This window comes from Listeria booriae, assembly GCF_000766865.1.
Taxonomy (GTDB): Bacteria; Bacillota; Bacilli; order Lactobacillales; family Listeriaceae; genus Listeria_A; species Listeria_A booriae.
In genome coordinates this window covers 107230-121083 of sequence record NZ_JNFA01000029.1, presented here as the reverse complement: position 1 = coordinate 121083, position 13854 = coordinate 107230, and the positions used below count along the sequence as shown (strand labels likewise).

General features: G+C 42.5%; 17 protein-coding genes. 5 read left to right on the top strand and 12 right to left on the bottom strand.

Going from position 1 to position 13854, the window contains the following annotated elements:
• Positions 1-3: 3 nt before the first annotated feature.
• The 8 genes from EP57_RS14385 to EP57_RS14350 form a co-directional block, all read right to left on the bottom strand.
• Complete coding sequence (locus tag EP57_RS14385; protein WP_036087789.1) at positions 4-828, bottom strand: urease accessory protein UreD; 825 nt, start codon at positions 826-828, stop codon at positions 4-6.
• Positions 829-1443 carry an urease accessory protein UreG gene (gene ureG / locus EP57_RS14380; protein WP_036087788.1) on the bottom strand — a complete coding sequence of 205 codons (615 nt, stop codon included), beginning with the start codon at positions 1441-1443 and terminating at the stop codon, positions 829-831. It abuts the gene before it with no gap.
• 30 nt (positions 1444-1473) lie between these two features.
• Positions 1474-2148 carry an urease accessory protein UreF gene (locus EP57_RS14375; protein WP_159106438.1) on the bottom strand — a complete coding sequence of 225 codons (675 nt, stop codon included), beginning with the start codon at positions 2146-2148 and terminating at the stop codon, positions 1474-1476.
• A 1-nt stretch (position 2149) separates the two neighbouring features.
• Positions 2150-2608, bottom strand: a complete 459-nt coding sequence (locus EP57_RS14370) for an urease accessory protein UreE (RefSeq protein WP_036087784.1) — start codon at positions 2606-2608, stop codon at positions 2150-2152.
• Between the two features lie 9 nt (positions 2609-2617).
• Positions 2618-4330 carry an urease subunit alpha gene (ureC, locus tag EP57_RS14365; protein ID WP_036087782.1) on the bottom strand — a complete coding sequence of 571 codons (1713 nt, stop codon included), beginning with the start codon at positions 4328-4330 and terminating at the stop codon, positions 2618-2620.
• A 12-nt stretch (positions 4331-4342) separates the two neighbouring features.
• Positions 4343-4651 carry an urease subunit beta gene (locus EP57_RS14360; protein ID WP_036087780.1) on the bottom strand — a complete coding sequence of 103 codons (309 nt, stop codon included), beginning with the start codon at positions 4649-4651 and terminating at the stop codon, positions 4343-4345.
• Positions 4652-4671: 20 nt separating this feature from the next.
• Positions 4672-4974 (bottom strand): urease subunit gamma, encoded by a 303-nt coding sequence (locus EP57_RS14355; protein WP_036087779.1) that lies wholly within the window; start codon positions 4972-4974, stop codon positions 4672-4674.
• Positions 4975-5244: 270 nt separating this feature from the next.
• Positions 5245-6153, bottom strand: a complete 909-nt coding sequence (locus tag EP57_RS14350) for a helix-turn-helix transcriptional regulator (protein WP_036087778.1) — start codon at positions 6151-6153, stop codon at positions 5245-5247.
• 96 nt (positions 6154-6249) lie between these two features.
• Between EP57_RS14350 and EP57_RS14345 the strand changes: the two genes are divergently transcribed.
• Entirely contained in the window at positions 6250-6633 is a 384-nt protein-coding gene (locus EP57_RS14345) for a GyrI-like domain-containing protein (RefSeq protein ID WP_036087777.1), read from the top strand.
• A gap of 48 nt (positions 6634-6681) precedes the next feature.
• Here EP57_RS14345 and EP57_RS14340 read toward each other — a convergent pair whose 3' ends face one another.
• From EP57_RS14340 to EP57_RS14325, 4 genes are all read right to left on the bottom strand, one after another.
• Positions 6682-7611, bottom strand: a complete 930-nt coding sequence (locus EP57_RS14340; protein WP_036087919.1) for a DHH family phosphoesterase — start codon at positions 7609-7611, stop codon at positions 6682-6684.
• A gap of 17 nt (positions 7612-7628) precedes the next feature.
• Positions 7629-8942 (bottom strand): CBS-HotDog domain-containing transcription factor YtoI, encoded by a 1314-nt coding sequence (gene ytoI, locus EP57_RS14335; RefSeq protein WP_036087917.1) that lies wholly within the window; start codon positions 8940-8942, stop codon positions 7629-7631.
• Positions 8943-8959: 17 nt separating this feature from the next.
• Positions 8960-9646, bottom strand: coding sequence for a metal-dependent hydrolase (locus EP57_RS14330; RefSeq protein WP_036087776.1), 687 nt, complete (start codon positions 9644-9646; stop codon positions 8960-8962).
• Positions 9647-9745: 99 nt separating this feature from the next.
• Positions 9746-10168: a MarR family winged helix-turn-helix transcriptional regulator gene (locus EP57_RS14325; protein ID WP_036087774.1), complete on the bottom strand. Its 423-nt coding sequence runs from the start codon at positions 10166-10168 to the stop codon at positions 9746-9748.
• Between the two features lie 146 nt (positions 10169-10314).
• On the opposite strand from EP57_RS14325, the gene EP57_RS14320 reads away from it, so the two are divergent.
• The 4 genes from EP57_RS14320 to EP57_RS14305 all read left to right on the top strand — a co-directional run bounded on the left by EP57_RS14320 (position 10315) and on the right by EP57_RS14305 (position 13824).
• A complete protein-coding gene (locus EP57_RS14320) occupies positions 10315-10626 on the top strand; it encodes a DUF2316 family protein (protein ID WP_036087772.1) in 312 nt (103 codons plus the stop codon).
• Between the two features lie 14 nt (positions 10627-10640).
• The gene (locus EP57_RS14315; RefSeq protein ID WP_415821054.1) at positions 10641-11336 is read left to right on the top strand and encodes an SDR family NAD(P)-dependent oxidoreductase; all 696 of its coding nucleotides are present in this window, start codon (positions 10641-10643) and stop codon (positions 11334-11336) included.
• Positions 11337-11402: 66 nt separating this feature from the next.
• Positions 11403-12500 carry a M24 family metallopeptidase gene (locus EP57_RS14310; RefSeq protein WP_036087769.1) on the top strand — a complete coding sequence of 366 codons (1098 nt, stop codon included), beginning with the start codon at positions 11403-11405 and terminating at the stop codon, positions 12498-12500.
• A 208-nt stretch (positions 12501-12708) separates the two neighbouring features.
• Positions 12709-13824 carry an Ig-like domain-containing protein gene (locus EP57_RS14305; RefSeq protein WP_036087768.1) on the top strand — a complete coding sequence of 372 codons (1116 nt, stop codon included), beginning with the start codon at positions 12709-12711 and terminating at the stop codon, positions 13822-13824.
• Positions 13825-13854 lie beyond the last annotated feature (30 nt).

The window sequence follows — 13854 nt, the reverse complement described above, 5'->3', positions numbered from 1 at the left end:
TCCTCAATATTTTCTCAGTAGCAGTGGGCTTTTTTCAAAACAATGCTGGCGAACATAGCGATGGCAAAAATCGATAAATTGCTCCAATTCCTGCGTCGAATTCGCCAAAATACGTGCCGAAAAACCGTGTACATTAAGCAGCGAAATCCCGAATCGTAAATCCGCAAATTCCTGCTTTAACACCTCTTGAAAATCATGCACAAATGTCTCATCAATGCTTGGCGTCACAACAAGTAACGAACCTACATGCGAGAAGCTTTCCAACATGCCAATATCGTGCAAAACACCGTCTGCCGGCGTCAATCGAAACGCGTCAATCACAGCAAGTTTCCCGTCGATATACACTTGATTTTTCAGTAGCAACTGCTCATAACGAAATCCGTCCTGCTCACGCGCCCATCCCGGCGTAATCATCTCACTATAAAACAGGCTCGCCGTCTTATCCATATGCACAACCTGTTGCTGCACATAACGCGCTTTCTCATACGCAATGACAGGGTCCGAAATAAATTCCAGCAAACTGTTCTTCCCAAGCGTAATCTCTGTTTCCTGACGCACCTCATTGTTCGGCGTCTCATATACTTTCGTCGCTGATTGCGTCGTCAAAAGCAACTCCGCATTATCCGCAAGCGTCACATTGATTTTGTAGACATCCCCGCCAACATAACCGCCACCCGGATTCAAAATAAAGTAAACCACTTGCCCCGAATCATCCAAATACTGCGGTCGCATCACTTTGAGTGCCCCTTGGAAATACGTATTCGCAGGCACCGATTTCCCATCTCTTTCCGCAATCGCAAGCGCCAATGTTCCCGTTAACTTCTCCATCTATTTCGCATCCAGAAACGCATATTTTCGAATCCACGCCACAACATCATTCAAGCCTGTGCCATCTTGTAAGTTCGTAAATATCGTTGGTTTTTTATCGCCACGGAATTGCTTCGTATCGCTCGCCATAACGTCTAAATCCGCATGTACATAGGGCGCCAAATCAATTTTATTAATAATAAATAAATCCGATTTAATCATGCCTTGACCGCCTTTACGCGGAATTTTTTCCCCTTGCGCCACGTCAATAATGTAAATCGACAAGTCCACTAATTCTGGACTAAACGTAGCCGCCAAATTATCGCCACCACTTTCGACAAAAATCAATTCCACATCAGGATGAAGCTCTTCTAGTTCATTAATCGCCGAAACGTTCATGGAAATATCTTCACGAATCGCAGTATGCGGGCAACCACCCGTTTCCACACCGATAATCCGGTTTTTGTCCAATACACCATTTTCGACTAAATATTTCGCGTCTTCCTTCGTATAAATATCATTCGTTACGACCGCCATGCTGATTTCATCTTTCAAAATCCGTGTTAACTGATCCACAAGAAACGTTTTTCCAGCACCAACCGGGCCGCCAACGCCAATTTTTATTGAATTTCCCATAATCCTATTTCCTTCTTTCATCCAAAAATACTACGACATAAAGTTCCGTGCAAACAACAACTCGTGACGCATTTGCGCAATTTCAAGTCCTGGAGGCGTGGAACCAAAATCAGCCTCAGACAACTGCTCAATTCGTAAAAATGCCTGATGAATTTCCGCCTGAAAAGCAAGCAATAATTTTTGCCCTGCTGTCTGACCAATTGGGACACCACGAACGGCATTTTGCACCATCGTCGAGATCGTCGAATACAAAAAAGCTTCAATCGCTTCTTGCTTTGTGAGCGTCAAATGATGCGCAATAATCGTTAAAACAACGACGGAATGCGCATCGGTTTCTTTGTTTTTCACAGCTTGATGGTATGTGTCTAGCGCATGAATATCGAATAATTCTCTGCCTAAGACAAGGAATCGTTCGCCCATTTTCTGATTAGCTACACGAATCTCACGCGGTAAAATCTGCGCCGTCAATGCTTGCGAACGGTGAATCAGTTCTGTCTCATCACCATTTTCCAACGAATCATACACGAATCGCGCCGCCAAACCTTCTGAATACACAAGCTGCTCTTGTAAAAATACTTTCAACCACGCTCCGAATGAGGAAGCATCTTGAATTACTTCCTCATTCATATACGTTTCAAACCCGAACGAATGACTAAAAGCCCCCGTCGGAAAATTAGAATCACAGAGTTGAAAAAAAGTTAGCATCTTATTCGTCATGGCTGTGACCAATATGGCGGAATGCCTCTTTCAAATAACGATTTTCACGTTTGAACGGAATGCCTGCTTCTTTTAACAAGTTTTCCACTAAATAATCAAATTGCACAATCATCGTCTCATCTACAAATTGCGCTGGTAAATGGCGATTTCCAAGGGCATGTGCGATTTCGCCCATCTCATGAATCGAGCGCGGCATAATCGTCAGCACATCTTCACTTAGCACATCTACGACGACAAGGTTGCCGTCTTCTTGTACTAAAATATCACCAACGTGCAAATGCTCACCTTGTGCCAAGCGAACGCGGACTTCACGCCCGTGGTCTGTTTCCACCAAATGCATCCGTTTTGCTAAAGATTCATTTTCAATGTAAATGCGCTCGATATGATACGTACCTAGTTGTTGTTCGGTAAAATCGTCTATATTGCCAATCACTTTCTCTATAATCATATCGTCACCTCAGAATAAAAAGTAGCGTTGCGCCATCGGAAGTTTGTCCGCAGCTTCACACGTAATTAATTCGCCGTCAATTTTTACTTCATACGTTTGTGGATTGACGTCGATTTCAGGTGTTGCATCGTTCCACTTCATATCTTTTTTCGTCAAATGACGCACACCTTTGACTGGCAATGTTTCTTTTTGCAAGCCGTATTTTTCGCGAACGTTATTGTCTTGTGCGGCTTGAGAAACGAATGTGAAAGAACTTTTCGCAAGTGCTGTTCCGATGGATGCGAACATTGGACGATAAAGCGCTGGTTGTGGCGTTGGAATCGAGCCATTCGGATCACCCATGACACTATTCGAAATCATTCCGTTTTTCAAAATCTTATCCGGTTTTACGCCGAAGAATTTTGGTTCCCAAAGTACTAAGTCTGCAATTTTGCCAACTTCAATAGAACCGACATAATCCGCAATACCATGCGTAATCGCAGGATTAATTGTATATTTAGAAATGTAGCGTTTCACACGTGTGTTATCGCTTTTTTCTGTATCGCCAGCAAGTGCGCCGCGTTGTGCTTTCATTTTGTCCGCCGTTTGCCACGTACGAATGATGACCTCACCAATCCGACCCATTGCTTGTGAATCTGAGCTTGTCATACTGAAAACGCCCATATCTTGCAAAACATCTTCTGCTGCAATCGTTTCTTCGCGAATCCGTGAATCAGCAAATGCTAAATCTTCCGGAATGTCAGGGTTCAAGTGATGACAAACCATTAACATGTCCAAATGCTCATCAATCGTGTTTACCGTGAATGGCAATGTTGGGTTTGTCGATGATGGTAAAACGTTTGGAAGACCTGCTAAACGAATAATATCCGGCGCATGTCCACCCCCAGCACCCTCTGTATGGTACGTATGAATAACGCGATCTTTAAACGCCTCGGTTGTGCGTTCAACAAATCCCGTTTCATTTAGTGTATCTGTATGGATAGCAACTTGCACATCGTACTCGTCCGCTACTTGCAACGAATGATCGATAGACGCAAAAGTGGCACCCCAGTCTTCATGTATTTTCAGACCCATGGCTCCTGCTTCAATTTGTTCTGCGATTGGAGCATTTGCCGCTGCATGTCCTTTTCCAAGTAGGCCTACATTTACTGGTAAGCCGTCTACAGCTTGTAACATCCGTTCAATATTCCAAGCACCAGGTGTTACGGTTGTTGCGTTTGTTCCTTCTGCTGGGCCTGTTCCACCACCGATTAATGTTGTAACACCGCTGTTCACTGCTGTTTCAATTTGTTGTGGTGAAATAAAGTGAATATGTGTATCAATACCGCCAGCTGTCAAAATTTTATTCTCACCAGCGATGATTTCTGTGGAAGCACCAATTGGAATCGTTACATTGTCCATTACTAATGGGTTTCCGGCTTTGCCAATCGCTGCAATTTTGCCATCTTTTACGGAAATATCAGCTTTGAAAATACCTGTGTAATCGATAACCGTAGCGTTTGTAATTACTAAATCAGGAATTCCTTCATCGCGTGTTGCTGTTGGATGCATGCCCATGCCTTCACGAATGACTTTCCCACCACCGAATACGACTTCATCGCCGTAATTTGTGTAATCTTTTTCAATTTCGATAAGTAAATCTGTATCCGCCAACCGCACGACATCACCGACAGTTGGTCCATATAAATCTGTATATTGTTTACGAGGTATGTTTAAACTCATCCTAATCGCTCCTTAGTCTAGTGATCCATTTGTTTTATTGTTTAAGCCGAATACTTTACGTTCTCCTGCAAGTGCAACAAGTTCCACCGTTTTCTTATCTTGTGGTTCAAAGCGCACCGCCGTTCCTGCTGGAATATTTAAGCGATAACCGAATGCTTTATCACGATCAAAAGCAAGTTCACTATTAATTTCAAAAAAATGATAATGCGACCCAATCTGAACTGGGCGATCTCCCGTATTTGTCACTTCTACTTCTACCGTATCGCGTCCTACGTTACATGCGATATCTTCACCATATAAAATAATTTCTCCTGGTTTCATTTGCTGTTTTCCTCCTTCGCTTAGCGGATTGGTTGGTGTACTGTGACAAGCTTCGTGCCATCTGGGAATGTTGCTTCCACCTGAATATCACTAATCATCTCCGCGATACCATCCATTACATCATCTACCGTCAAAATTGTTGCCCCGTATTGCATCAACTCTGCAACGGTTCTCCCGTCACGCGCTCCTTCTAGAACTTCATACGTGATTAGCGCAATCGATTCTGGATAGTTCAGCTTCAGCCCACGATCTCGCCTTCTACGAGCTAAATCCGCCGCAACGACAATGAGTAATTTCTCTTGTTCCTTGGCTGTTAAATTCATGATCCAGACTTCCTCTCTACATTCAAAATAATTTAACCGACTAAAGTATTTGTCGATTAATGGGACTAATTCTAGCACTCCGGCAACGTGTCGTCTAGCGATAAGTCGAAAAGTCACAAAATCGCTATATTTTTGGTTTTATGTTCATTTTTTATGTGTTTTATTTGGCTTTTTACGAATGATTTAGTGTTTATTTATACTTTTTACATTTGTGCTATGTTTGGCATTATTCTTGTGAAAAAGAGCACTAATTCAATGTTTTAAACGCATTCATGATTGATAATTCTGAATGGCTTTTTCTAAATTAGTTTGGATTTCTACTCGAAGTTCATCTGGCGCAACGATTTTTACGTCGGGACCAAACGATAGCAGGAAAGAATACAGCCAATCGGTTTTTGGTATCTTCGTTTTGACTTGAATGTGTCCGGATTTTTGCTCCAATATGTCTACTGGAAAAATGGGAAGTAAGCGGTAATAAACCGCATTACTAAATTCGAGAGTGACATCGATTTTTGGTGCAGGAGTAGTTGCTTGCTCGCGAAATGTCGTAAAAATATTTTCTGCATTCATTGGTTCAAAATGCGTGGTGACATGTGGATCAGAAATACGGTGAACATGAAATAACCGATAAGCTTGGCGTAAGAAGCAATAACCAAAGACATACCAAGCGTTTCCTCGGTACCATAACTTTATCGGGGCTATTTCCCGTGTTGTCGTTTCCCGGTTGCTATTGTGGTACGTAAAAGCTAATTTCCGCTGCTCTAAAATACAATATTTCATCAGGTCAAAAAGTTCATTTCGTTCTGGCGGAGCGCCATATTCGGCGGGATCAATTACAATCCAGTCATGCTCTTCGGCTTCCCAAAGTGCTGTGAATTTCTGCATTAAGGGGTTGATTTCTGGGAAATGTGTGGTTTTTAGATTTTGCAGTGCGAGTTGAATCACATGTTTCTCTTTTGGTGTAACGGGAATCTTGGCAAGGGTAAAATGTGACATAAGGCTGATTCCACCTGATCTGCCGCGAGTCATTTGGACTGGTATCCCGGCAAGTGATAGCGTCTCAATGTCCCGATAAATGGTTCGCGTGGAGACCTCAAAACGACTTGCCAGTTCTTTTGCTTGAATATGTTTTCGATTCATCAATAGGATTAAAATTTCTAATAAACGGTCAATTTTCATAGTGCACCACCTTTTTTTCTTTTATGATAGCATGAAATATGACATGATGTAGTCAATGAAATATTGTAAGCTAGACTAAGAAATGGAGGTTTTAAAATGGAGAAGCAACTATTTATTGTTAACGAGGTGCGTACGAACAATTTTAATGATTCACAAGTCGCTGATAAAATCGGGGCGCTGTGGGAGGAAGCGAAGCAATATCAACAAGAAAATCAGGCGTTTTATGGGATTTATATGGATTATGAAAGCGATTTTTCTGGAGATTATACAGTGCGCGTTGCAACGGATTATCAGGCTTTTCTCGGAGCAGATACAATCGCTATCCCACAACAGCAATATCATGTTTTCCCTGTAGAAAATGATGTTTTTGCTACGTGGCAGGAAATTTGGAAGTTGCCGTTTGATCGTAGTTATGTATTTGATTACGAGGAATATTTACCAGATGGTTCTATCTTCATTCATATCGGGTTGAAGGCCTAAAAAAAGAGCAGTAACCGCTGTTTCGAGAACGGTTTACTGCTCTTTTTATTAGTTACATAATTGTTCTAATTTCGCGACCATTTCTGGAATTTCTGACTCTGAAATAAGTGTCGCACCAGATGCTAAAGGATGTCCGCCGCCGCGATATTCTTTCGCTAACCCATTGATAACAGGACCTTTAGAACGTAGTCGTGCACGAATGATGTCACCTTCTTGGACAAACAATATCCAAGCTTTAATGCCGATAACGCTATCTATTCGGTTCACCAATTGTGACGCATCACGCGCAGTCACTTCAAATTCTTCCAACAAGGCCTGATTAATATAAATATGCGCCGCGCCGTTTTCCGTCATTTGAAAGTTTTGCAGAATATAACCTGATAATTTTACTGCATTCAGCGGTGTTTCATACATTTTTGTGAAAATTTCGGTGCGGTCAAATGGAAATGTGACTAAATCGGCTGCATAGCGCAATGTTTTCGGCGTCGTATTCGGGAATAAGAAACGCCCTGTATCACCAACAATGCCTGCGTAAAGCAATCGCGCTGCTGTTTCATTTAGCATCAATTCTTTCGGAAACGCTTCTACAAATGCTGCAATCATCTCACTACAAGACGAAGCACCCGTATCCACCCACGCCAAATCACCGTACACATCTTCATTCGGATGATGGTCCACTTTCACCAACTTCGCACCCATCGCATACCGCCCATCATCGATTCGTTCCGTGTTCGCCGTATCACAAACAATCACAAGCGCCCCATCATAAACCGAATCCGCAATCACATCAACCTCCCCTAAAAAACGAAGTGATGGCTCATCTTCCCCGACACAATACACTTTTTTCTCCGGAAAATTACCTTTCAAAATTGCCGCAAGCCCCATTTGCGAACCATACGCATCCGGATCTGGCCGCACGTGCCGATGTATAACAATCGTTTCATATTCCTTAATTACATCTAAAATTGCTCGTTTCATCATGTCTCCACCAATCTTTAACGTTCCATCATTTGGCAAGCTACAATCGCTTTACCGACTAAAATACCTTCTAAATAAAGTTCCACATCAATTTTACCAGCTTTACGTCCCATTTCGAGAATCCGCGGTTTAATCACAATGGTCGCGTCCATTTGCACCGGTTTCAAGAAATAAATGGAAATATTTTCAATCGCGACATTCCGTTTTTTCATAGAAAACAGTTTTTGTTGCACCACATCACATACAATTTGCGTAAATACGCCGTAAGACAGCGTCCCGATATTGTTTGTCATTTGTGGTGTTACCGTAAACTGGAAATCGAGTTCCGCGTCATCATTCGTCTTTTCCAGCAATTGATTTGTAATCGTATCATCAATCGTCTCCCCGATTTGAGGCTGTCGCTGAATCATTTGTAGCGATTTCAAAATATCTTGCCGGCTCACAATCCCGATGAGCGTCAAGTCATCCTTTACAACTGGAATAACCTCGATACCTTCCCAAATCATCATATGCGACACAGATGCAACGCTCATTTTTGGCCCCACGGTTAGCGGATTTTTCGTCATCACCCGTTCCAGCGAAAGCGATAAATTTTTATCAATCACGTCTTTGCTCGTAATCATCCCAAGCAAACGCATCGACTTGTTCACTACTGGAAAACGGCTGTGCCCCGTCGAGGTCTCCTTCTTATACCAGTCTTCCACCCGATCCGAGTTCACTAAATAAGCCGTCTTCTCAATCGGCGTCAAAATATCCTCGACAAAAACGACTTCCTTCTTAATTAACTGGTCAAAAATCGCCCGGTTAATCATCGTCGCCACCGTAAACGTATCATAAGTCGTCGATAAAATCGGCAACTCCTTCTCATCCGCCAACTGCTTCACCGAGTCATCCGTATCAAAACCACCCGTAATCAATACCGCCGCGCCGCGTTCTAGCGCCAATTCCTGCGCGCCAACCCGGTTCCCGACAATTACCAAGTTCCCCGCATCGGTGTAGCGCTCCATCGCTTCAAGCGTCATCGCTCCGATCACGAACTTATTTAGCGATTTATGAAGCCCAGCGCGGCCGCCTAACACCTGACCATCAATCATATTCACGATTTCAGCGTAGGTCAATTTCTCAATACTGTCTTTTTGTTTCCGCTCAATTCGAATCGTCCCAACGCGCTTAATCGTGCTCACAAAACCAACAATCTCCGCGTCCTTGATGGCCCGATACGCCGTTCCTTCGCTGACCTGCAAGTTTTTCGCAATTTTACGAACGGAAATTTTTTCGCCTACCGCAAGCTCTTCAATATATTTCAAAATCTGTTCATGCTTCGTCGCCAAGCCACTCACCTATCCCTCTAAATTGTCATTGATTCGCCAATTTCTAACACTTTTCCACGTAATTCTGGGTTCAAGCTCGCCACAAACGCATGCGGGTCCTGCGCGATTAACGGAAATGTATTGTAATGCATTGGCACAACTACCTTCGCCTGTAAAAATTCCGCCGCAATCGCAGCATCTTCCGGTCCCATCGTGAAATTATCACCAATTGGTAAAAACGCAATGTCCAGCGGATTTAACTGACCGATTAACTTCATATCTGAAAACAAGCCCGTGTCTCCCGAATGGTATAAATGCTTGCCATCCACTGATAAAACAAATCCCGTCGGCAGCCCCAGATTAATAATTTTGCCGTCCTGCACTGTTGAAGAACCATGAAACGCTTGCGTTAACTTCACTGTTCCAAAGTCAAACGGACGTTTCCCGCCAATATGTAGCGGCGCTAAATTCTCCACACCTTGCATACTTAAAAAAGTCGCCAACTCCACATTCGCAATCACCGTCGCACCAGACTGTTGCGCAATCGCTACCGTGTCACCAACATGATCATCGTGGCCGTGTGTCACAATAATATAATCCGGATTTTCCTCCGCAACAACTAAATCACATTTCGCATTTCCCGAAATAAATGGGTCCACAAGAATCGTAATACCCTTCTCTGTTACTACTTTTATACAAGATTGTCCGTGAAATGAAACTTTCATATTATGACTTCCCTTCTCTTTATAAACTACTTTCATTATAAGGCATTCCATTTATTTTGGCACTTTATTTACATTCAAATCGTTGGTAATACATCTGTTTCACTTGAAATCCGCAATCAATTTTTCCAGTCCAGCAACAATCTGCGCCTTCTCTTTTGCCGAAATAATCTGTTCCATTTCCCGATTCAAATCCGCAAAAGCCTGCTGCACCTCGCCTACTAATTGCTCACCACCAGATGTTAGGAAAATCTTCTTCTGTCGTTCATTATCTTTCGGAATTTCGCGGTAAATCAATTGCTTCTTTTCTAACTCTTTTAAAATATTCGTCACTGTCGCATTTTGCTTTCCTAAATAATTCGCCAAGTCTTTCTGAATTGTCCCCGAATTTACTGAAACATAGTTCAAACTTTTCGCTTGCAGGACATTTAAGTGAATCCCCTTCAATCGCTTGGAAATATAGTCTTGTTGCAATAAACTCAACGTATAAATTTTTTCAGACAGCTCATTTTCACCCAAAATCACAGGCCTTCCCTCCTTCACATCTCCTAAACAGTTTAATCTAAAACAATTCAATTGACAACTATTTGGCAAAAGCGTATAATTCAGTTTATCAAAAATAGTTTTAATTACAACTGTATTAAAAACAACTATATCAAGGAGGCAATCCCATGTCATTAACACAACAACAAGTAACCGATACAATTCGTGAATTCCAACAAAACCTAGCCATATCAGAATGGAGCGTCGACCAAATTGCCACAGAACTACAAACGAGTTCAGAAAAAATCAACCGTATTTTACATTTAGAACAGCAATCCATCGAAGACCCGTGGATTCTCAAAGAATTTTTAGAACAACAAATCAAGAAATCAGGCAAAACAGCAGTTCCCTTCACGGCTTTAAAAGGCGATTACCACCAATACTGGTTTTTAAAAGCGAAGAAAATCGACAAGATGCAACTTAGTAAGGGCGACTATTAAAAGGAGGAATAAAAATCATGACAACAACATTCATTACAGGCGGAAACGCTGGATTGGGCTTTGAAACCGCAAAACGATTGAAAACATTAGGACATAACGTATATATCGGGGCTCGCGATGAAGTACGAGGCAAAGAAGCCGCCGCAGAACTAGGCGTACAATTCGTAAAACTCGATGTTACCGACGAAGCAACCGTTGCACAAGCCGCTAAAATAATCGCCGAACAAGAAGGCCATCTCGATGTACTCATTAACAACGCAGGTATCTCAGGTCCGTTCGCCACACCAGAAGAAATTACGCCAGACATGATGGAACAAGTTTTTCAAGTAAATGTTTTTGGCGTCGTCCGCGTTACGCATCACTTCTTACCATTACTAGAAAAATCCGCGCATCCCGTTATCGTCAATGTGAGCAGTGGCTTAGGCTCGTTCGGTCAAGTGCTAAACCCAGAACAAATCGAATCCAAATTAAATCCACTAGTCTACAGCTCTTCCAAAGCCGCGGTTTCGATGTTGACAGTGCAATACGCGAAAGGACTTCCAACTATCCGTATCAATGCCGTTGATCCTGGTCCAACTAAAACGGGTCTAACAGGTCAAGGACATCAAACCGTCCAAGAAGGTACCGACGCTATCGTTCAAATGGCTACCATCGATCACAACGGGCCAACTGGTACTTTTATTAATCGCGACGGCATTATCCCGTGGTAAATATTTAATTTCCGCCCTCTTTCGTGTTATGATATAGCAGATGAGACAAAGAAAGAAGGTTGTATGATGGAAAAAAATATCGATATTTTACAAAGCTGGCTTAAAGAACAACAAGCAGAAGTCGCTTTTATCACCGATCCAGAAAACATTGCCTACTTCACAGGCTACCATAGCGATCCACACGAACGCGTACTGGGCCTAGCCGTTTTTGCCGAAGCAGAGCCATTCCTATTCACACCAGGACTAGAAGTGGAAGACGTAAAAAACAGTGATTGGGCGCACCCAGCATATGGCTACAGCGACATTGAAAACCCTTGGGAAATCATCGTCACCGAAATCACAAAGCGCGTCCCAACCGTGAAGAAATTCGCCATCGAGAAATCACATATGAGCGTTGATCGTTTCGAAGTCCTTTCCAAGTACTTAACAGACGCCACATTCATTTCCATCGAACAAAAAATCCAAATGATTCGCCTTATTAAAACACCAGAAGAACTTGCCATTCTAAAAGAAGCAGCCTTACTTGCTGATTACGCCGTCCAAGTTGGTGTCGACGAAATCGCAGAAGGCAAAACCGAGGCCGAAATCGTAGCGAAAATCGAATATGAAATGAAGAAAAAAGGCGTGTCCGACATGTCCTTCTCCACCATGGTATTAACAGGAACAAACGGCGCCCTACCACACGGCACACCAGGCGATACAAAAATCAAAAAAGGCGACCTTGTCCTATTCGACTTAGGCGTTGTCCATAAAGGCTACTGCTCTGACATCACGCGCACCGTCGCATACGGCGAAATCAACGCCGAACAAGAAAAAATCTACAACACCGTCCTAAAAGCCCAACTCGCAGCTATCGAACAAGTAAAAGCCGGCGTTCCAGCAAAAGACGTCGACCTAACTGCGCGAAACATCATCAAAGACGCGGGCTACGGCGACTATTTCCCACATCGACTCGGCCACGGCCTAGGCGCAAGCGTCCACGAATTCCCGTCGATTACGGAAACAAATGACATGCCATTGCAAGAAAATATGGTTTTCACAATCGAACCTGGTATTTACGTCCCAGGCGTTGCAGGCGTGCGGATTGAAGATGATATTGTCGTAACGAAAGATGGCTATGAGATTTTGACAGAGTATCCGAAAGAATTAGTGCACGTGAAATAAATAAGTTATCTAAGCAGTCCAACAAGCTGGGCTGCTTTTTCATGTATATTTACATCCACAAATTCCTTATATATCTTTTTGAAAACGTTTTCAAAAGGGAGGATTTTTTCGGAAAATTCTTTTTTTGTATACAGCAATTCCAATGTTTTCTTGCTACACTTAATCTGAAAGTGAAGACTAATAGAAATTAAGAAGGGATTTGAGAAATATGAAAAAAAGAAAAGTACTAATTGGAGCTCTATCTGCCGGAGTTGTTCTCTCTCCAATAGCTAGCCAATACACACCTATCGTTGATTCTGCTAGTGCAGCAACACAAGTTCAAGTCACACCAAAGCAATTCTTTCCATCTTATGTAATATCTGAGTTGAGGTACTCACTCACGCGTGTGCAAGTAGATGTATGCAATTTTGTGGTGGGCAGTCCTATTGGTTTGATGCCCCCATTTGGAAGGGGACAATCCCATAACATCTGGACTAATGCTCAGGGAAAAGTATCATTTGATTATCCTCTCGATGTTGCCACTGCAAATGATTCGAAATTATGGACAGAAGAAGGTCTTGAGATTACAATTGGTAAAAAACTGTATGCCCCAATTATGAACCAACTAGTAACTACCGATAGTACAGTCGTAACAGGATACGGCATACCTGATGCGAAGATTACACTCAAAAAAGGGACGCAAACACTAGGTGAAGTATTAGTTAATCAATGGGGACAGTATGCGCTAACAATACCAAAACAAACATCAGGTACAATACTCAGTATTGTACAATCCAAAAATAACGAAACAAGCATAGAAACAAAAACAACTGTTCTTGCACCCGCCACATGGACTACTCCAATTGTTTACAAGACGGATACTCATGCTGTTGTCTTTGGTAACGGCTCTCCAGGCGAAAAGATTGAACTTGGAGATTACACAACCTACGCAAGAGAAGAAGCTATCGTTAATGCAAATGGCAACTATGAAATTAGAATGGATGTTGCTCAAACATCTAATGCTATGGGACTTATGCATGCCAGAACAGAGCATCATTATTTCGGTGAACACCTTGAAACTCCCCGAGTTACTGGAAGCGTTACACCATCCGCCATTAAAGTAGGTAGCTCCTATGTCAGAGGTACTTTCACTGGCGCTGTTACCAAAGGATTACTCGTAATTAATGGCAACCCAGAAACACTACGAGGTGAGTTTACTGGTACTGAATTCCGCTACTACGTTGACCCTAGCAAATTCAAAGCAGGCGACCGCTTAGAATTTATTGGCTTCAATTCAGCGAATAAAGTCATCACACAAGGTGAAACAGTGAGAGTAACACCATAATAATACAGCATAAGGAAAAGAGTAGTTCTA

Excerpts from the sequence above, each read along its gene's own strand:
- EP57_RS14360 (WP_036087780.1), bottom strand. The coding sequence starts at position 4,651 with ATGAAACCAGGAGAAATTATTTTATATGGTGAAGATATCGCATGTAAC.
- EP57_RS14370 (WP_036087784.1), bottom strand. The coding sequence starts at position 2,608 with ATGATTATAGAGAAAGTGATTGGCAATATAGACGATTTTACCGAACAA.
- EP57_RS14350 (WP_036087778.1), bottom strand. The coding sequence starts at position 6,153 with ATGAAAATTGACCGTTTATTAGAAATTTTAATCCTATTGATGAATCGA.
- EP57_RS14385 (WP_036087789.1), bottom strand. The coding sequence starts at position 828 with ATGGAGAAGTTAACGGGAACATTGGCGCTTGCGATTGCGGAAAGAGAT.
- EP57_RS14330 (WP_036087776.1), bottom strand. The coding sequence starts at position 9,646 with ATGAAAGTTTCATTTCACGGACAATCTTGTATAAAAGTAGTAACAGAG.
- EP57_RS14305 (WP_036087768.1), top strand. The coding sequence starts at position 12,709 with ATGAAAAAAAGAAAAGTACTAATTGGAGCTCTATCTGCCGGAGTTGTT.
- EP57_RS14345 (WP_036087777.1), top strand. The coding sequence starts at position 6,250 with ATGGAGAAGCAACTATTTATTGTTAACGAGGTGCGTACGAACAATTTT.
- EP57_RS14355 (WP_036087779.1), bottom strand. The coding sequence starts at position 4,974 with ATGAATTTAACAGCCAAGGAACAAGAGAAATTACTCATTGTCGTTGCG.
- EP57_RS14310 (WP_036087769.1), top strand. The coding sequence starts at position 11,403 with ATGGAAAAAAATATCGATATTTTACAAAGCTGGCTTAAAGAACAACAA.
- ureC (WP_036087782.1), bottom strand. The coding sequence starts at position 4,330 with ATGAGTTTAAACATACCTCGTAAACAATATACAGATTTATATGGACCA.
- EP57_RS14340 (WP_036087919.1), bottom strand. The coding sequence starts at position 7,611 with ATGAAACGAGCAATTTTAGATGTAATTAAGGAATATGAAACGATTGTT.
- EP57_RS14375 (WP_159106438.1), bottom strand. The coding sequence starts at position 2,148 with ATGCTAACTTTTTTTCAACTCTGTGATTCTAATTTTCCGACGGGGGCT.
- EP57_RS14320 (WP_036087772.1), top strand. The coding sequence starts at position 10,315 with ATGTCATTAACACAACAACAAGTAACCGATACAATTCGTGAATTCCAA.
- ureG (WP_036087788.1), bottom strand. The coding sequence starts at position 1,443 with ATGGGAAATTCAATAAAAATTGGCGTTGGCGGCCCGGTTGGTGCTGGA.